Below are 17,921 nucleotides of genomic sequence, written 5' to 3'. Positions count from 1 at the left end.
TAAGAACACAGGAGACAAGCCATGGATTTCGACGCGGTACTGATTGCGCCGCGCCGCGCGGCGAGCGTGGCGGCAGGGCTGTGGCGTGACCGCACCATCAACGATTATTTCGACGCCACTGTGGCGCGTGCGCCCGACGGCCCGGCGCTCACGTCGCTGCAGGTGGAAAGCGGGGCGGTGCGGCATTTCACGTGGCGTCAGCTCGATGCTATGGTCACGCGCATTGCTGTCGGGCTGCGCCGGCTCGGCATCGAACGCAATGACGTGGTGTCGTGCCAGCTTCCCAATGGCTGGGAGGTCACGGCTCTGTATCTGGCCTGCGCGCGCATCGGCGCGGTGCTCAATCCGCTGATGCCGATCTTCCGCGAGCGCGAGCTGTCGTTCATGCTGGCGCACGCGGACAGCAAAGTCGTGGTCGTGCCGCAGCGGTTCCGTGGGTTTGATCATGCGGGGATGCTGGCAGGCTTGCGCGATTCGTTGCCGGCGCTGCGTCATGTCGTGATCACCGGAAGCGATGGTCCCGACGGGTTTGAGGCCATGCTGTGCGGCGCCGATCGCGACAGCGACCCGGATGCTGCCGCCATCCTGAGGCGCGACCGCCCCGGCCCCGATGACGTCACCCAGCTCATCTATACCTCGGGCACGACGGGCGAGCCCAAGGGCGTGATGCATACCGCGAACACGCTGCTGTCCAACATCCTTCCCTATGCCGAGCGGCTGCGCCTTGGTGCCGGCGATGTGGTGCTGATGGCCTCGCCCATGGCGCACCAGACCGGTTTCATGTACGGGCTGATGATGCCCGTGGTGCTCGGCGCGCATGCGGTCCTTCAGGACATCTGGAATCCGGTACAGGCGGCCAGGCTGATCCGCGAGACCGGCGTCACGTTCACGATGGGGTCGACGCCATTCCTCACCGATCTTGCGCGCACGGTGGAGGAGTCCGGCCAGCCTGTGCCGAGCCTGCGTACGTTCCTGTGCGCGGGTGCGCCGATTCCCGGAGCGCTCGTGGAGCGAGCGCGCACCGCGCTGGGCGCGAGCATCGTTTCGGCCTGGGGGATGAGCGAGAACGGCGCGGTAACGACAACGTTGCCCGATGACAGCGAGGAGCGTGCCTCGACGACGGACGGCTTGCCGTTGCCCGGCGTAGAGGTGAAGGTGGTGGATGCGCAGGATGCTTCCGTGCTGGCGGGCGAGGTTGGACGCCTGCTCGTGCGTGCGTGCTCGAACTTCGGCGGTTACCTGAAGCGGCCACAACTGAACGCGACGGATGCCGAGGGATGGTTCGATACCGGCGATCTGGCGAAGCTCGACGCAGAGGGCTACGTGCGCATCGCCGGGCGCAGCAAGGACGTGATCATCCGCGGTGGCGAGAACATCCCGGTGGTCGAGATCGAGACGCTGCTGTACCGGCATCCTGCCGTAGCGCAGGTCGCCATCGTCGCGTATCCCGATGAGCGGCTGGGCGAGCGTGCGTGTGCCGTGGTCGTGCCCAGGCAAGGGCAGGGCTTCGACAAGCCGGCGATGGTGGATTTCCTGAAGGCGCAGAAGGTGGCGCTGCAGTACATCCCCGAACGGCTGATCGTGCAGGACGCCTTGCCGGCGACGCCGGCCGGCAAGATCCAGAAGTTCAGGCTGCGGGAAATGCTTCGGGAACAGGCTGCCGAGAGGTAAATTAAGCAATTAACTGACAGGCAAATTCCACACCTGATGAAGCGGGACGACGCTTTGCGTCGCCCGCCAACAAGGCGGCTTTCAGCCGCTGGATTGCATGGGATAGACCAGGTTGAGGGCGCGCCTGTACCAGCCGCGCCAGCCTCTGATGGTGGCGCCGCCGGAGCGGCAGCGGGTGACCCGTAGTGTCGCCGCGGTGACCGCGTACAGTTCGACGCCGCTGGCCTCGGCCAGCGTGAAGCTTTCGCTGGCGGCCAACGACGTGTCCTTCGGATCGCCGTCGCGGATCAGCCACAGCTCGCCATCTGTGCAGCGCACGGCGACGCGCTCGCCAGGGTCCGCCACGACGCGCAAGGAGGTGCGTGCGGGCAGTGTGGCTGTCATGTCATTGCTGACCAGGAACATGTCGGTTCTCCCGCTCTTACTGCAAGGCCATGTCTGGCAGCGCGAGCCCGGGCAAGGGCCGCGCGGCCGCCGGTCCCATGAAATCGGCGATTCGCGCGATCACGCCGGCGTCCTGCAGGATGCGCCGGTGGCCAAGGCCTTCGGTGGTCAGCAACTGCGCCTGCGGCCACGCGCCCGCGATGGCGGCGCCGTCTTCCCAACGCACCTCGCGGTCGTGCCGGTCATGGATGACGAGCGTCGGCGGCACGGGGCGCGCGCGGCCCACATCGGGCACGTTGAACGCGGACCACGGCATGCCCAGCCATTGCTCGCTGTCGCGCTGCATGCGTGCCAGCACGCGCGGACCGATGCCGAGGTTCCATGCCATCGTGGCGCACGCGGCGTGCATGTCGGCCGGCGGGCCAATCATCACTGCGGCCCGCGCGGGCAGGCCCTCGCGGATCGCGAGTGCGGTGGCGGCACTGCCCAGCGAGTGCGCCACCACTGCGTGCACCGGCCCGGCATGCCAAGCCGTCGCCAGCAATGAGCGCGACATCTCCAGCACCGAGGTCTGTGTGCTGCCGCGCACGCCGGCATCCGACGCGCCATGCGACAGCGCATCGAACGCCACCACGCGCATACCCGCCGCGAGCAATCCATCGACCACTGCATGCCACTGGCCGGCATGGCCGCCCCAGCCGTGGGCCAGCAACACCACCGGACCACTGTTGCCCCACCGGTACACGCGAACCCGCCGGCTCGGTCCATGGCCAACAACGAGCGCCCAGTCGGCACGCGCGCGATCGAGTAGCCGCAGCGCGGCGCCGTTCGGGGTCCCACGTGGCGGTCCGAACCAGAGCCGTTCCAGCGCTCGCGCCGTGCCCGCCGGGTTGATCAGGCTGCCCGCCTGCCAGCGCAAGCGAGCCAGGGCGGCGAGCGCTCCCAGGGCAGGCGCCGTGTGTTTCACGGCGGTGCCAGGAGAAGATGATGAAAGTCCTTGCCTCACAACCAACACCTCCAACTGATGGGGTGCGCGGATCGGACCGACCAAAGCGGTTACGGAATGTCCACGCTGTTATAAAGAACGACCAGTCGTGCTTTTTTTGGATAGCTGTACGCTGTCGTCCGGAATCCTTTCAGGCGGTTTCAGTTTGCCGCTGCGCGCTGGCGAGCGCGGTTGAGCAGGCCGGCAAATGCGCGCCTGGCCATGGTTTCGGCGTCGGCGCGGCCCAGCAGCTTGAATGACTGCTGGAACGACATGCCGATACCCACCATGTCGAAGGCGAACTGGCGCGCATCGACGTCCGGCGCAAACTCGCCCTCTTCGATACCGTCCGCGACCACGCGCGCAATGGTGCTGTGCCAGTCCTTGAGCGACTGCACCACCTGGTCGCGAATCGCGCCGGGCTTGTCGCGATACTCCTGCCCAAGCGCCATGAACAGGCAACGTCCCTGCGTCACGGTGCCGCCCAGCCATTCCAGGTAGCCTTCGAACAGCGCCTCCATGCGTGCAACGCCGCGCGGCTGCCGCATGGCGGGGCGGACGACCATGGTCGCAAAGCGGTCCGTCGCCAGTTCCAGGACAGCTTGCTGCAGCGCCTCTTTCGACTTGAAGTGGGCGTACAGGCCACTCTTGGACATATTGGTGTCCGCCGCCAGGCTCGCCAGCGAAAGCTGTTCGAAACCAACCTTGGCGGCGGTGTCGAGTGCTTGTTCGATGATAGCGTTACGCGTCAGTTGGCCTTTTTGCATGGAATTGAGAATAGCACGACCGGTCGGTTTGTCAATGAAGTTGCCGCGGCTAAAGCGGGGGCAAGTCAAGTCGTGTGCCTTGTACGTCAACGCAATTGCGACATTCTCGTTACTGTCAGGGCGGTACGACGATTCTGTGCAGTATTCGGCCCCTCGGCAGCCTGCTTTGGCCTCCAAAACCTTCGTTGCAAGAAATCTGCACAAAGTGTTTGGGCAGTTACATACGGAATGCTTCGCGTGCTCTATACTCGAATGCACGTCCGCGCACTTTTTTTTCACTGGTGACTGGAGACCGACATGAACAGTACAGCCGTGCCAAGAGGCGCTAGCGAACCGTTCCGGCAACTGCGGGCGTTGCGTCGAGCGCGCAAGCTGAAGCAGGAAGACGTTGCCCGCAAGGCGGGAATCTCGCGAGAAGCCTACCTGCGTGCAGAGTCTGGCCAAGCCGATCCCCGCATGTCGACCTTCCTGGCCGCATGCGAAGCCCTGGGGCTAGAAGTGGTCCTGGCGCCGCAGCATCTTGCTGCCGACGTAAACGCATTTATTGCCAGCCGCAATGGCGGCGTCACGGCAGCCTCGATGGCCGGCCAAGCGGCCCCGAGTGCGCCGGCGACCGCGGCCAGCCCGGCTACCGGCAGCTTCGGCTCCGGTACGGGCGAGGGCCACTAGCCTCGGCTTTCCAGGGCTGCCTGACCGGCCACGTTCCAGACGGGCCGGCACAGGCAGTCACCTGCCGGACAGGTACCGCAGCAACCGGCACAGTGCCATGCGCTGTGCCGGTTGTTGTCGTCCAAGCATCGCTTTTCCTCGGTCTGTCGGCTGCGTGGCCGGCATATTTTTCCCGGCCGGAACCCTCCCGCGCTTTTTTCCCGCGAGTCTCTCCGCGTTTCCCTCGTTTCCCGCCTACAACGTCTGTGATGTGCGTTTTCCCGCGCGCGTCCCGGCAACGGTTTGACACGTCCATTGCTGATGATTACGATATGGTAAATGCATTACGCAATTCGTAATTCGACATTCGTACTTCGCATTTCGTCATCCGATCGAAAGCTCCTGACCCCCGACGCTGATCCGACCATGAACCTTACGCACACCCAACTGGCCGAACATGGCTACATGTCCGGCTTTGCCAACGAGTTCGCCACCGAGGCGCTTCCTGGCGCACTGCCGGTTGGCCAGAACTCACCGCAGCGCGCGCCGTACGGCCTGTACGCCGAGCAGTTGTCAGGCACGGCTTTCACCGCGCCGCGCGCCCACAACCGCCGTTCGTGGCTGTACCGCATCCGCCCGGGCGCCGTGCACAAGCCGTTCACGCTGGTGGAGCAGTCGCGGTTCCTGAGCCGCTTCGACGAGGTGCCGCCATCGCCGAACCAGATGCGCTGGAGCCCGCCGGCCATGCCCACTACGCCAACGGATTTCATCGACGGCATCGTCACCATGGCAGGCAACGGGGGTCCGGACGCCATGACCGGTTGCGGTATCCATCTGTATCTGGCCAACCAGTCGATGCAGGACCGCTTCTTCTACAACGCCGACGGCGAAATGCTGATCGTGCCGCAACAGGGTCGCGTGCGTTTCGTGACGGAAATGGGCCGGCTCGACGTGGAGCCGCAGGAGATCGTGGTGATTCCGCGCGGCGTGCGTTTCCGCGTGGAACTGCCTGATGGTGAGGCGCGTGGCTATATCTGCGAGAACTATGGTGCGCTGTTCAAGCTGCCCGACCTCGGCGTGATCGGCTCCAATGGCCTGGCTAACCCGCGCGATTTCATGACCCCGGTTGCCGCGTACGAGGACCGGGAAGGCGATTTCGAGCTGGTGGCCAAGTTCCAGGGCAATCTGTGGCGCGCCGATATCGGCCATTCGCCGCTCGATGTGGTGGCCTGGCACGGCAACTTCGCGCCGTACAAGTACGACCTGCGCCGCTTCAACACCATTGGCTCGATCAGCTTCGACCACCCGGACCCGTCGATCTTCCTGGTACTGCAGTCGCCGTCGGACACGCCGGGCGTGGACACCATCGACTTCGTCATTTTCGGACCGCGCTGGCTGGCCATGGAAAACTCGTTCCGCCCGCCCTGGTTCCACCGCAATATCGCCAGCGAGTTCATGGGCCTGATCACCGGCGTGTACGACGCTAAGGCCGACGGCTTCGCCCCGGGCGGCGCGAGCCTGCACAACTGCATGAGCGGCCACGGTCCCGATGCCGATACGTTTGCCAAGGCGACCTCGGCCGACACATCGACGCCGCACCACATCACCGACACCATGGCCTTCATGTTCGAGACGCCGGGCGTGATCCGGCCCACGCCGTACGCAGCGCGCTCGGCATCGCTGCAGCAGGACTACTACACCTGCTGGCAAGGGCTGAAGAAGCATTTCAACCCGAACGTGCGCTAAGCACGGCAGACGCCACATAAAACAAACAAACGGCACGCGGCAATATCCGCGTGCCACAGACATTTTCCGGAGTCCCACATGACCGCCCCGATCACCAGCTGGATTGAATCCGCCAACGACGGCAAGACCCATTTTCCCCTGCAGAACCTGCCGTACGGCATCTTTTCCGTGAAGGGCCAGGCTGCACGCGTCGGCGTTGCGATCGGCAATGCTGTGCTCGATCTGGCTGCGCTCGATGAAGCCGGCCTGCTGCCCGTGGCAGCGAAGGGCACGTTTGCCGCCGCCAGCCTCAACCGCTTCATCGCACTGGGCAAGCCGGTGTGGTCCGAAACGCGCCAGCGCCTGACCGCGCTGCTGTCGGGCGCCGACGCCGCCCTGCGCGACAACGCCGCGCTGCGTGACCGCGCACTCGTACCGATGGACCAGGTGATGCTGCATCTTCCCGTCGAGATTCCCGGCTACACCGACTTCTATTCGTCGAAGGAACACGCCACAAACGTCGGCCGCATGTTCCGCGATCCGGACAACGCGCTGCTGCCGAACTGGCTGGAAATCCCGATCGGCTACAACGGCCGTGCGAGCTCGGTGGTGGTGAGCGGTACCGACCTGCGCCGCCCGAACGGGCAGATCAAGCTGCCCAACGAAGCGCGCCCGATTTTCAGCGCATGCCGCAAGCTCGACTTCGAGCTTGAGGTCGGCTTTATCGTCGGCAAGGAATCGGCACTGGGCGAACCGGTCAGCACGGCTGATGCACCGAACTATATGTTTGGCATGGTGCTGCTCAACGACTGGAGCGCGCGTGACATCCAGCAGTGGGAATATGTGCCGCTCGGGCCGTTCAATTCCAAGGGCTTCGGTACCTCGATTTCGCCGTGGATCGTGACTATGGAAGCGCTGGAGCCGTTCCGCCGCGACAACCCCGAGCAGTCGCCGCAGCCGCTGCCGTACCTGCAGCAGCAAAGCAAGAACGCCTACGACATCGCGCTCGAAGTCGCGCTGCGCCCGCAAGGCGCCGCGGCGGCCACCACGATCTGCCGCACCAACTTCAAGGCGATGTACTGGACCATGGCGCAGCAACTCGCGCATCACACGGTGTCGGGTTGCAACGTGCGCGTGGGCGACCTGATGGGCTCGGGCACGATCAGCGGCACCACGCCGGATTCCTACGGCAGCCTGCTCGAACTCACGCGCAACGGTGCCGAGCCGTTGAAGCTCGCCGACGGCAGCAGCCGCGCGTTCCTCGAGGACGGCGATGAAGTCGTGATGAGCGGTTTCGCTGCGGGCGACGGATACGTCGTCGGCTTTGGCGCAGTGTCCGGCAAGATCCTGCCGGCGCCCAAAGCGTAAGCGCGTTCAGGCGGCGCCGGGTGGCGCCACGTCAAGGATCACCGCCGCCCGGCCGGAAAGCAGCCGCTTGCCGCCACCGCTGACCTCGAACGCATAGAGCACGTTGCTGCCTTCGCCGCTGACGCGATGGGCTTCGATGGTCAGCGGCCCGTCTATATCGTCGAGCCGTTCGACGTCCAGCGCGAGCTTGCGCACGCTGGCGAGATAGCCCATGCGCGGGCGCTCCCCGCCTTGCTGCAGCACCGCGCCGTGCACGGCCATGGCCTGCGCCGCGTATTCCACGCCGCACACGGCGGCCAGCCGCCCGTGCGCGCGGAGCGGGTTGTCGACGCTGCGGTGGCTCGTGGCCTGGCAGCGAATGAAATCCGCGTCCCAGTCGAGCACGCTGTCGAGCAGGCACATGCTGCCCTGATGGGGAATCCGGGTTGTAATCCAGGCGTGGTCTAGAGGCGTGTGCGGGGCCGGCACGCTATTCGCCAGTCCCGCGCTGCGTTTGCGGCTGTACCGTCACCTGCAGTTGCAGGTCTTCCAGGTAATCGAGCACCACCGTGCCGGTCGACTGCACGGCGACGGCATGCAGCAATGGCAGTGCGCGCGCGGTCGGTACCGAGCGGCGCAGGTGCTCCAGCGCAGCATCATCCATCGGCGTCGCGGGCGCCTGAGCCAGTCCCACTTCTATCTGTGCCAGCGAGCGCCCAGAACGATGCGGCGATAGCAGCATCGCGACACCGAACGGCGCCGCGATGGGCCGTAGCGTGCGCAGCGGTTCCGGATAATCGGAGTCGTAGGCGATTAGCAGGCAGGGCTCCTGGTCGGCCGATACCTGCGCCGCCGCTTCCAGCAGGCCGGCACTAAAGCTCGCGTCGAGCGCGCTCAGCACATTGGCCGGGCGCATCGCGCGCGTAGCAATCGACCAGTACCCGGCGGCGACGTTGTGCACAGAGTTGTGAAAGCGCGTCGGCGACATCAACGGCTCTGGCTGCGCGAGCGCTTCGCAGATGGCGTGGAAGTTGTGCCCATCGGCACTCGAAGACGTGAAGACCGTAGGCAGGTCCGCGGCTTCCATGCCGCTGGCGGCAACAGCTTGCTGACCGATGCCGAGCGCGAGCCTGACAGCCGTGCCGCTGCGGCGGCGTTCGGCCGGCGGCAGGATGTCCGGCGGAGCGAGTTCCGTCGCCGCAGGTTCGTAGGGTTGCCGTCCGGCAAGCACCTCGTTGGCCTGTGCCCAGCCGCTCAACCCCGGGCCGAGCACCCCGATGCCATCGATGAAAGCGATAAGCGGTGTGCGCATGGTCATTGCGCGCCCGTTGCGCGGCCCAGCAGCAGGCTGCAGTTGGAACCGCCGAAGCCGAACGCATTGCTGAGCACATGGCGCAGCGGCTGTTCGCGCGTTGCAAGGCAGTAGTCCACCGCAAGCGCGGGATCGATCTGCGTGGTGTTGATGCCAGCCGGCAGCAGCCCGTGGCGCAGGGCCAGTGCGCTGATCACCGCTTCGAGTGCGCCCGCGGCGCCAAGCGTATGCCCCGTGGCGCCCTTGGTGGAACTGCATGGCGTGCCCGGCAGCAATGCCGAGATCGCGCGCGCTTCCGTGGCGTCATTGGCGCGCGTGGCGGTACCGTGCAGGTTCACGTAATCGACCTGTTCCGGCGACACGCCGGCACGGGTCAGCGCCTGCTCCATGGCCATGCGGGCGCCCAGGCCTTCCGGGTGCGGTGCCGACATATGGTGTGCGTCGCTCGACTCGCCGATGCCAAGCAGCAGGATCGCACCGTCCGGTGCGGGATCGGGCGTGCGCTCGACCAGCACAAAGGCGGCGGCCTCACCGATCGAGATGCCGTTGCGATCGGCATCGAATGGCCGGCATGGCTGGTTGGAGAGCAATTCGAGCGAGCCGAAGCCATACAGCGTGGTGTGGCACAACGAGTCCACGCCGCCGACGACGGCTGCATCGATCAGTCCGGCTTCAATCAGGCGGCGCGCCGACGTGAATACTTTTGCGCCGGATGAACACGCCGACGACACCGCGTTGGCCGGGCCCTGCAAGCCAAAATACGCGCGTACGAAGCCCGGCAGCGAATACGGACTGTGGGTACCGGCATAGCTGAGGCCTGCAGGCAACGCGCCCGTTTGCGGATCGCGTTGCCGGTAGGCAAGTTCAGTCTGCAGCACGCCCGCCGTGCTGGTGCCGAGGAATACGCCGATGCGGTCCGCGCCGTAGCGTGCCACCGCCTCGCGTACCCGGTCGGCGAAGCCATCCTGTTCCAGCGCGAGCAGGGCCAGGCTATTGTTGCGGCAGGTAAAATCCGCCAATGCCGGCGGCAGGGTGACGCTGTCGACGCCCGGCACTTCGCCGACCCAGGTATCGAGCCGGATATCACCGAACTGGCACGGCGCGAGGCCGCCGCGCTGTTCTCGCAGTGCGCTCACCGTGTCGTCAAGCCCGGTGCCGATGCAACTGGTGGCAGTGAAATGCGAAAGATGTAGCGGCGACACGGAATGTGTTGAGTAGGAGACGCGGGGTGCGGCCATTGTATCAAGCCGCTTGCAAGTCCCATGCCGCCATGCCGGCACGCAGCGTCACGCAGCGCAGGCCCGCGTCGGTAATTGTTGCAAGCAGTTTGGGCAGCACGGTCGTGCAGTGCGGTTTGCCGGCCGTATCGACACCGCTATTGCCGTCGTGCAGCAGCAGGATGTCGCCAGCGGCCAGGTTTCGCATGAGGCGCTGCACGACGCGCGCGGCATGGTCGCCGTTGCGCGTGTCGTAGCCGCGCCGGGTCCATGCGGCAAGCTGCAGTCCCTCCGCGCACAGCACGGGTTCGAGGAACAGATTGCGCAGTCCTGCCGGCGCGCGGAAATAGCGCGGTGGCTGTCCCGTGATCTCGGTCAGCAACTGCTGGGCCGCGCGGATCTCGCGACGCATGCGCCAGGGGCCGAACAGCGAAAAATCGAGCCGGTGATGCATGCTGTGGTTCTCCACGGTATGCCCGCGGCGTGCGATCTCCCGTACGAGATCGGGATATCGCGCCGCGCGCTCGCCAATGCAGAAAAACGTGGCGCGCGCGCCATGACGGTCGAGCATGTCGAGCACGCGCGGGGTCATGTCCGGGTGCGGGCCGTCATCGAAAGTCAGCGCCACGCTGTTGCCGGCGCTCGCTGGCAGCCGCAGCACGTTCGGCCCGAGCCACGTGCTGCGCGGCCACAGTCCGACTGTAGCAAGCACCGCATGCGTGACGCCGACACTCGCTGCAGCCAGGCCGAGTGTGGCCGGATTGGCGAGCACAGCCGCGGCGGCACCTGCGTGCACCACGCCCGCGCCGTACAGCAGCATGCCGGGCCGCCAGCGGCGCGCCGCTGGTGGCATCGGCCCGTGCTGCGCAGTGGGGTTCATGTCAGACGTCTTCATCGTTCCAGCTGCTACCGCTAGCGTTGGCTGGCGTGGGCGCCAGGATGGCCGAGAAGCACAACGCCAGCACCGCGCCCGGACCGACTGTCAGGCCGAATGCCTTCAGCAGCGGCAAATCCGACAAAGCCAGTAGCCCGAACGCCGCCACCGTGGTCATGTTGGCCAACAGCAGCGATACCAGTGTATGCGCCGAAATGGCCGTCGCCGGCCCGCTACCGGCCGCGCCATTGAAAAACAGCGCGTAGTTCGATCCCACTGCCACAAGCAGCAGCAGGCCTACCAGATGCAAAAGTGTGAGCGGCTGGCCCAGCGCCGCCAGCCCGCCCATGACAGCCAGCGCCGCCGCGGCCAGCGGCAGTACTGTGGCCAGCACGCGGCGTGGCGAACGCAGCGCTACCGAAAGCAGCACGAGAATGGCGAGCACGCCGCCGAGCGAGAGGTGCAGCGCCTCGCGCATATAGCCGCCATAGAGCTGGTCCGACTCGCGCTTGAGGTCAACGAAGAGCGCATGGCCGGCACCGGCGCGCGCCAGTGCCGCGCGTATGGGCTGGCTGTCGAGCACGTCGGTGGATTTGGCATTGGCCGGCGCACGCAAGGGCAGGGTGGCATTCCAGTGGTCGCCGCGCTGGGTCAGCAGGGCGTCGATGGCAAGCGCCATCGACGTGCCCTTGAGGTCCTGGCGCTGCAGCAGCGGCGCCGTGCGTGCCTGGTTGGCCTCTGCCAGGAACGGAGCGAACAGTTCCGGCCGCACGGGCTGTTGCGCGATGGCCGTGCGCAGGCGCTGCGACAGTTCCTCGGGCGGTGGCAGGCTGGCCTGGCGCGCGCGTTGGGTCGCGGCGCTTGGCAGGTAGCGAGCGGGGCTTTCGTAGCCGCCGATGACATCTGATGCCACGAGAGGATCGAGTTCGCGCGCTACGCGCTCGGCATCCCGCAGTACTGATTCCTGGTCCGGGCCCGAAAGGACCACCAGGTAGCGCACGTCGGGCGCGCCAAGATCGGCGCGCAGCGAGGCGTCGAGCGCCTGCTCCGAGGCCGCCACGGGGCTCAGCGCCGACAGCTCGCGTCCCCACAGCGAGTCGTGGCGCGCCCACAGCACAGCGCAGGCGGCAATCGCCGCCACGGCCACCAGCCATCGCAGCCGGCTGGCGCGCGCCAGCAGCGCCGCCAGGCGCTGGCCGAGCGGCGTGACATCGCGCAGGTGCAGGTTGGCAGGGACCAGATGCGGCAGCACGAAGCGCGTGACCAGCGCGGCGGTGGCCAGCCCGGCGATCGAGTACAGCCCAAGCTGCGCCAGCCCCGGAAAGCCCGACAGCAGCAGCGAGGCGAACCCGCACACCGAAGTCAGCACGCCGAGCCGCACGGTCGGCCAGAAGCCGGCGATCCAGGCGCGGTTGTCTCGCTGCCCGTTGCGCGTGTACTGCGCCGACTGGACGAAAAGGTAGATCGAATAGTCGACGGCTTCGCCGATCAGCGTGGTGCCGAAGCCGAGCGTCAGCCCGTGCACGGTCCCGCCGAAACCGAGGCTCACGGCCGCAATGCCGGCCAGCGCGCCGGACAGCACCGGCACAAGCCCGAGCACCAGCAGCGGCACCGAGCGATACACCACCAGCAGCAGCGTGATGATGATCGCTATGCCGATTGCCGACAGCCGTTCCACGTCATGGCGGATGGTGTCGCGTGCCTTGACCGAGAACACGCCGGGCCCCGTCATCACGAGCCGGTACGGGCCGGCCTTGGCCGCGTCGGCAAATGCCCCGTGGATGGCGTCGATCGCCCGGGCCTGGCCGTCGGTGTCGGAGCCGGCGCTAGCCGTCTGCGCGAGCAGTACGGCACGCTTCCCGTCATGCGAAACCCACGCGCCCGCGTGCATCGGCACGCGTTGCTGGGCGTCAAGCTGGCCCATCATCGACATCACTTCGCCGGTCGGGTCGCGTGGCAGCAGGGACTTGGTGAACAGTCCGGCCGGGGACGCCAGCAGATCGAACGTTTCGCCGACGGCCGCGGACAGGCCCTGCTGCGAGAACCGTTCGGGCGTGACCGTCGGGCTCAGCAGGTAGCGGTGGTTGTAGACATAGCGCTGGTCGGCGGCCTGGTTGACCGGCTCGCCATTGGTGATCGCAGAGAACCGGGCATCCTGGCGCAGCCTGGCCGCCATCGTCCGCGATACGGCCGCACGCCCGTCGGCGTCGCCGCCTTCCACACCGACCAGGATCAGGCGCGACACCAGTCCTTCGCGCAACTGGTCCACCAGCAATTGCTGTTCGGCGCTCGGCATGCGCGGCAGGAACGCGGACAGGTCGGCGGTGAACCCGGTGCGCGCAACCACGGCCGCGCAGGCCAGCAACCACGCCAGCCAGAGCGCCACGGCCAGCCGGGCCCAGGGCAGGGCGGTTGTGCGCGAACCGCCGCGCGGCGCCGGCATCATGGCTTGCCGGCGGGGCGGATCTTCATGACCGAACGGTCGCCGTCGGCCTGGCGGATTTCCACACTGTCGAGCCCATCATGAGCGCCCTCGATACGCACCTGGGTGACCATGGCCGCCATGCGCGAATCGGCCGGCGTTAGCGTCAGCGTCCAGCGGCTCGCGCGGCCCTGGAGGCCGAGCTTGTAGTAGCGTTCGAGCGTGGTGCGGTTGCCCGCCAGCGTGCCGCGGATGCTCTCGATGAACGCGGCGATTTCCGGGTAGTTCTGCAGCGGCATGGTGAAGCGTTTGCCGCCGCGTTCCACCGTCATCATGTCGCCGTCGAGCACCAGGTTTTCAGGTTTGGGCGTGACGGTGCGTTTTTCGAGGTGGTCGGGCGCGGTGAACACCAGTTCGCCACTCGATTCCACCGGGCGATCCAGGATCGCCAGGTACTTGGTCTCGGTGAACTGCACGCGGCCGGACTTGCGCTGCGCGAGTGCGGACATGAGCTGGTCGACGCCCCAGGCGGACGAGCCGCTGTCGGCGGCGAGCGCCTGCCCGGCCATGCCGGGCAGCATTGCAGCAGCCAGCAGCAGGGCCGGCAAAATCAGGCGGATTCGGCGCATCGGTCAGGGCTCGTTGCCTGGCGGCGGCTGTTCGGACAGCGGCGGGCCGGCGTGCCAGAAGTCGTAGAAATTGAACCAGTTGTACGGCGCACTGCGGCAGAACTGCTCGAGCAGCGCCACGTAGCGTTGCAGCGCGGCCTGCACTTCGGCCTCGCGGCGTCCGCGCGCGACTTGCGAGAAGTCGGCAAGCGGTACGAAGTGCACATCGTAGCGATTGCCGCCGCGGTACAGCCCGGTGATGAAGAACACCGGCCGGCGCAGCATGGCCGCCATGCGCAGCGGACCGGTCGGGAAGCCCGTCGGCGCCCCCAGGAAATCGCACTGCTGTACCGGGTCCGTCGCGCGCTGCGACAGCGTGCGGTCGGCCAGCATGCCGATCATGTAGCCGCGGTCCAGGTAGTCGCGCACGCGCAGCATGGCGTCGACCTTGCCCAGCGTGATCATGTCGCGGCGCATGGCCGGGTTGATCGACTGCAGCACGTCGTTGAGCTTGTGGGCGTTCTCTTCGTACATGGTGATGGCGACACGCATGTCCGGATGCTTCCGGCCCATGGCGCGGATCACCTCGAAACTGCCCAGGTGCGCGCCCATCAGGAACGCGCCTTGCCCGCGCGCGATCGTCTGTTCGAGCTGCTTTTCGCCGTGCAGGCGGATGTCGAACAGGTCGAAGCGGCCGTTGAGCAGGTAGATGCGGTCGTGGATGGTCGACGCGAACGTGAAGACATGGCGGAAGCCGTCCATCCAGCCGGCTTCGCGGCCGAGCGCGCGGTCCATGTACGCGCGCGAGGCATGGCGCGCGGTCGGCGAGAACAGCGTGAAGTACGCCGCGATCAGGCGCAGCACCACGCGCCCGGCAGGGCGGCCGAGCGCGAGCGAAATCCACGTCATCACGCGCATCAGCGTGACATTGCTGCGTTCCTGGCGGCTGGACCAGTCGGTGTCCAGTGGCTGGGGCTTGCGAAGCCAGGTCAGCATGGCGATGCCTCCCTGCTCGCCAGCGTGGCCCGCGTGCTCAGCGTGCCGCTGGCCACGTCACGGCCGCCCGCGCGCAGCGTGAAGCGGATGGACGCCGTGCCGGCGTGGTCCCCATGCAGCTGGTGTGCGACCTCGACCCGCTCGCCGGGCCGGACCGGGCTCAGGAACTTGACCGTGCCAACTTGCGCGACGGCAAGCGGTTGTCCGAGCGCTGCGCCGATCTGCAGGATCGCATGGTCCAGCAGTACCACGCCGGGGACCACGGGATTGCCCGGAAAATGGCCCGCTATCGCCGGGTGCCCCGCGTCGATCACAAAGCCTGGCGCGTGGCGCTGTGCCAGTTGCGCGGCCACCAGCGGCGCCAGTGCTTCTCGCGGAAGCTTGCCCGCGGCATTGCGCGGCAGGCGATCGACGAGACAAAGCGGCCGCGGCAGGAACGCGGCGTCGATGCGCTCGCGCAGCTCCTGCAGGATGCGCGCGGCCGGCACGCCGGGGGCTACGGCCAGCGCCACGAGCCGCACCACGCGGCCTGCGGCCTCGACTTCATGCACGTCATCGGGCACGTAGAAGGTGCCGTCCTGCACGCCGTCGATGGCTGTGAGTTGCTGATTGAGATAGGCGAGCGACGTGCGCTTGCCGGCTATCTTGATCATGTCGGCCTTGCGGCCGTGGAGCACGAAGCGCCCGGCGTCGAGCGGCGCGATGGCATCGCCGAGCGCCACTGGCTCGTCGATGTGGCCGCCGCGGACCCGTATCGCGGGCTCGGATTCGCCATCGCCAGCGTGATCGCTGCGGCTTTCCAGGGTGATGCCGGGCAACAGCGTCCATTCGTCCGTGTCGGCGGTTTTGCGCGTCGCCATCGCGCCGGTCTCGGTGCTGCCGTAGATCTCGAGCAAAGGTGCCGCCAGACCAGCCTGCGCCTGCCGTGCCATGGCTCGGCTCATCGGGGCCGTAGCGGACAGCACGAGGTCGGCGGCAGGCAGGTCGCTGTCTGATTGCAGCAGTGCGCGCAGGTGCACCGGGGACGTCACCAGCGCGCGTGGCTGCGGGACGTCGCGCAGGGCAGCGCGGATATCGGCCGGATAGAACGCGCGCACCGAGGCCAGCGCTGCGCTACCTTGCAGGGCCAGCATCACCGTGGCTTCCAGTCCGAACATATGCTGCGGGGGCAGCGTGCCGACCAGCGTCCACGCGCGGCCGTCCGCCAGGCCAAGGCGTTGCGCCGTGGCACGCGCGCCGCGCACCATCGCGCCCCACGTCTTGGCATGGGCGACAGGCTGGCCGGTGGTGCCCGAGGTGAACACATAGGCCATCAGCCGCTCTGCCGGAATGTCCGGTACGGGCAGCGGTGCGGATGGCTCGGGCTCAGATGCATCGTAAAAGAAACGGGGCAGCGCCACGCTGCCATCCGCGTCGTCGTACAGGCAGAAGACATCCGGCGCAAACGCGGCGAGTTGCCGCACCGTTTCCGGCGTCTGTGCCGACGGCAGCAGGCTCACCTTGCCGCACAGCAGCGACGCGCAGAGTCCGACCGCAAAGCGGTATCGATCCGCACACGCATTGAAGACGTGGTCGCCGGGTGGCAGGCGTGCCGCGAGCGCGTGGACATCCGCCAGGAACCGGCTGGCCGTGACCGGTTGGCTGCCGCGCCACGCGACGACGCTGTCTGGGTCGGGATGAGAGAGAAGGGCGAACGTGCTCGTCATAAGCAATCCGCGTTCAGCGCGACGCGCCGGCGCGGCTGGCGCGCTCGGTCATCACGGTGCGATAGCCGCGCACGGCATCGAGCACGCCGGTGTCCTTGGCCGCCGGCAGCAGCGCGCGGCGGCAGGCCGCTTCGGCAACGAACATCAGCGCGATCAGGATGGGGGTGCCGAGATTGGCAAACGTCGACCACGTTGACATGGGCGCGACCGCAAATAGCACGAGCGACGCCAGGGCCGTCGCGCCGAAGAACAGGGTCCAGGCCTGGGTCACGCGCTGGGTATAGCGTTGCATGTCCGGCGTCAGCGGGCCGTGGATCGCCGCCGCGAACTCGCTGCAGAGCGGTGTCGCGCCAGCGCGCAGCGTCCGGCCGAACATGGCGGCGAGAGCCGTGTTCGCCCCAAAGTGCTGGAGGAAGTAAGTCCAGCCAAAATGAGCGGCCAAGGGAATGCGCGCGACCCACAACGCAACGCCGCAAGCCGTCACAAACACTAGCCAGGGCAAGCGCCAAGTGGCGCGCCACGCTGCGGCGAGGGCAATCAGCACAAATGGCGCCAGTCCCAGCATCAGCGCCGGGACTTCGCTTCCCGGCGTATGCGCCGCGTGGTGAAGTGCCGATTCGTACGCCAGAAAGCCCACGGGTGCAGCCACCCAACCGGCACGCTGCAGTAGCGGCGTTGCGGCGGAAGACGGGACGACTGGGTGGGAAGGTTGGCTCGAGGGCATTACGGAATTATTGTGATGCAATATACTCTTTTCCTGCGGGCGGATGGCGCACAGAATGGCATTTCGCGCGCGCAACGCCGTCAAGGCGAACGCTTTATACCTTAAAAGACCCCGGGGACGCAGCGATGTTTCAGCAAAGTCGTTCCAATGTTGTTACTAAACTTCTCTCAGGTAGTGCGATGTGCCGGGCTTTGGTAGCATCGCCTCGCCGTCTTCCGGCGTCACTTATGAGCGGAAGAAGACATTCACGACAATGAACGAACTCGACACGGAACTCGCTAGCCTGATCATTGGCGAACTGGACATCGCCGACCTGAAACTGGAAGACGTGAGCGCCGATACGCCGCTTTACGGCGACGGTTTCGGGCTCGATTCCATCGATATCCTGGAAATCGCGCTGCTGGTGTCGCGCAAGTACGGGGTCGAACTGCGCTCGGACAATCCCGACAACAAGACCATCTTCGCCTCGCTGGGCAGCCTGGCCGCCTACGTCGCGGCAAACCGCACGCGCTGAGCGCGGCGGCCAAGGCCGATC

17 protein-coding genes are annotated in these 17,921 nt (G+C 66.8%); 5 read left to right on the top strand and 12 right to left on the bottom strand.

The genetic code is table 11. The annotated features are described in order from the left end of the window. Nucleotides 1-21 precede the first annotated feature (21 nt). Complete coding sequence (aliA, locus tag K2O51_RS01770) at nt 22-1,671, top strand: cyclohexanecarboxylate-CoA ligase (protein WP_220630407.1); 1,650 nt, start codon at nt 22-24, stop codon at nt 1,669-1,671. Between the two features lie 81 nt (nt 1,672-1,752). Here aliA and K2O51_RS01765 read toward each other — a convergent pair whose 3' ends face one another. From K2O51_RS01765 to K2O51_RS01755, 3 genes are all read right to left on the bottom strand, one after another. After that, nucleotides 1,753-2,076: a DUF2917 domain-containing protein gene (locus K2O51_RS01765; protein WP_220630406.1), complete on the bottom strand. Its 324-nt coding sequence runs from the start codon at nt 2,074-2,076 to the stop codon at nt 1,753-1,755. Nucleotides 2,077-2,092: 16 nt separating this feature from the next. After that, nucleotides 2,093-3,022, bottom strand: coding sequence for an alpha/beta fold hydrolase (locus K2O51_RS01760; protein WP_245001821.1), 930 nt, complete (start codon nt 3,020-3,022; stop codon nt 2,093-2,095). 179 nt (nt 3,023-3,201) lie between these two features. Then, nucleotides 3,202-3,807 (bottom strand): TetR/AcrR family transcriptional regulator, encoded by a 606-nt coding sequence (locus K2O51_RS01755; protein WP_011300045.1) that lies wholly within the window; start codon nt 3,805-3,807, stop codon nt 3,202-3,204. Between the two features lie 297 nt (nt 3,808-4,104). Here K2O51_RS01755 and K2O51_RS01750 point away from each other — a divergent pair, with 297 nt between their 5' ends. From K2O51_RS01750 to fahA, 3 genes are all read left to right on the top strand, one after another. After that, entirely contained in the window at nt 4,105-4,476 is a 372-nt protein-coding gene (locus tag K2O51_RS01750; RefSeq protein ID WP_084791941.1) for a helix-turn-helix domain-containing protein, read from the top strand. Between the two features lie 405 nt (nt 4,477-4,881). Beyond that, nucleotides 4,882-6,201 carry a homogentisate 1,2-dioxygenase gene (gene hmgA, locus K2O51_RS01745; RefSeq protein WP_041680146.1) on the top strand — a complete coding sequence of 440 codons (1,320 nt, stop codon included), beginning with the start codon at nt 4,882-4,884 and terminating at the stop codon, nt 6,199-6,201. A gap of 78 nt (nt 6,202-6,279) precedes the next feature. Then, the gene (fahA, locus tag K2O51_RS01740) at nt 6,280-7,548 is read left to right on the top strand and encodes a fumarylacetoacetase (protein WP_011300048.1); all 1,269 of its coding nucleotides are present in this window, start codon (nt 6,280-6,282) and stop codon (nt 7,546-7,548) included. Between the two features lie 6 nt (nt 7,549-7,554). Here fahA and K2O51_RS01735 read toward each other — a convergent pair whose 3' ends face one another. The 9 genes from K2O51_RS01735 to K2O51_RS01695 all read right to left on the bottom strand — a co-directional run bounded on the left by K2O51_RS01735 (nt 7,555) and on the right by K2O51_RS01695 (nt 17,470). Further along, complete coding sequence (locus K2O51_RS01735) at nt 7,555-7,950, bottom strand: ApeP family dehydratase (RefSeq protein WP_011300049.1); 396 nt, start codon at nt 7,948-7,950, stop codon at nt 7,555-7,557. 67 nt (nt 7,951-8,017) lie between these two features. After that, nucleotides 8,018-8,845, bottom strand: coding sequence for a beta-ketoacyl synthase chain length factor (locus K2O51_RS01730; RefSeq protein ID WP_011300050.1), 828 nt, complete (start codon nt 8,843-8,845; stop codon nt 8,018-8,020). After that, nucleotides 8,842-10,041 (bottom strand): beta-ketoacyl-[acyl-carrier-protein] synthase family protein, encoded by a 1,200-nt coding sequence (locus K2O51_RS01725; protein WP_220630404.1) that lies wholly within the window; start codon nt 10,039-10,041, stop codon nt 8,842-8,844. The genes K2O51_RS01730 and K2O51_RS01725 overlap by 4 nt, the downstream gene beginning before the upstream one ends. A gap of 40 nt (nt 10,042-10,081) precedes the next feature. After that, a complete protein-coding gene (locus tag K2O51_RS01720) occupies nt 10,082-10,951 on the bottom strand; it encodes a polysaccharide deacetylase family protein (protein ID WP_220630403.1) in 870 nt (289 codons plus the stop codon). After that, the gene (locus tag K2O51_RS01715) at nt 10,938-13,376 is read right to left on the bottom strand and encodes an MMPL family transporter (RefSeq protein ID WP_220630402.1); all 2,439 of its coding nucleotides are present in this window, start codon (nt 13,374-13,376) and stop codon (nt 10,938-10,940) included. The genes K2O51_RS01720 and K2O51_RS01715 overlap by 14 nt, the downstream gene beginning before the upstream one ends. Then, nucleotides 13,373-13,981, bottom strand: coding sequence for a LolA-related protein (locus tag K2O51_RS01710; RefSeq protein WP_011300054.1), 609 nt, complete (start codon nt 13,979-13,981; stop codon nt 13,373-13,375). The genes K2O51_RS01715 and K2O51_RS01710 overlap by 4 nt, the downstream gene beginning before the upstream one ends. A gap of 3 nt (nt 13,982-13,984) precedes the next feature. Further along, on the bottom strand, nt 13,985-14,956 hold the full coding sequence (locus K2O51_RS01705) for a lysophospholipid acyltransferase family protein (RefSeq protein WP_011300055.1): 972 nt from the start codon (nt 14,954-14,956) through the stop codon (nt 13,985-13,987). Further along, a complete protein-coding gene (locus K2O51_RS01700; RefSeq protein ID WP_011300056.1) occupies nt 14,950-16,662 on the bottom strand; it encodes an acyl-CoA synthetase family protein in 1,713 nt (570 codons plus the stop codon). Before K2O51_RS01700 ends, K2O51_RS01705 begins: the two co-directional genes overlap by 7 nt. Before the next feature lie 13 nt (nt 16,663-16,675). Continuing rightward, nucleotides 16,676-17,470 carry a COG4648 family protein gene (locus K2O51_RS01695; protein ID WP_373460822.1) on the bottom strand — a complete coding sequence of 265 codons (795 nt, stop codon included), beginning with the start codon at nt 17,468-17,470 and terminating at the stop codon, nt 16,676-16,678. A gap of 169 nt (nt 17,471-17,639) precedes the next feature. Here K2O51_RS01695 and K2O51_RS01690 point away from each other — a divergent pair, with 169 nt between their 5' ends. After that, nucleotides 17,640-17,900 (top strand): phosphopantetheine-binding protein, encoded by a 261-nt coding sequence (locus K2O51_RS01690; protein ID WP_041680151.1) that lies wholly within the window; start codon nt 17,640-17,642, stop codon nt 17,898-17,900. The last annotated feature ends 21 nt before the right edge of the window (nt 17,901-17,921 follow it).

Origin of the sequence: Cupriavidus pinatubonensis (assembly GCF_019602855.1) — a bacterium.
Taxonomy (GTDB): Bacteria; Pseudomonadota; Gammaproteobacteria; order Burkholderiales; family Burkholderiaceae; genus Cupriavidus; species Cupriavidus pinatubonensis.
Note: the sequence above shows the minus strand (reverse complement) of the source record. Positions and strands in the feature narration are given on the sequence as shown.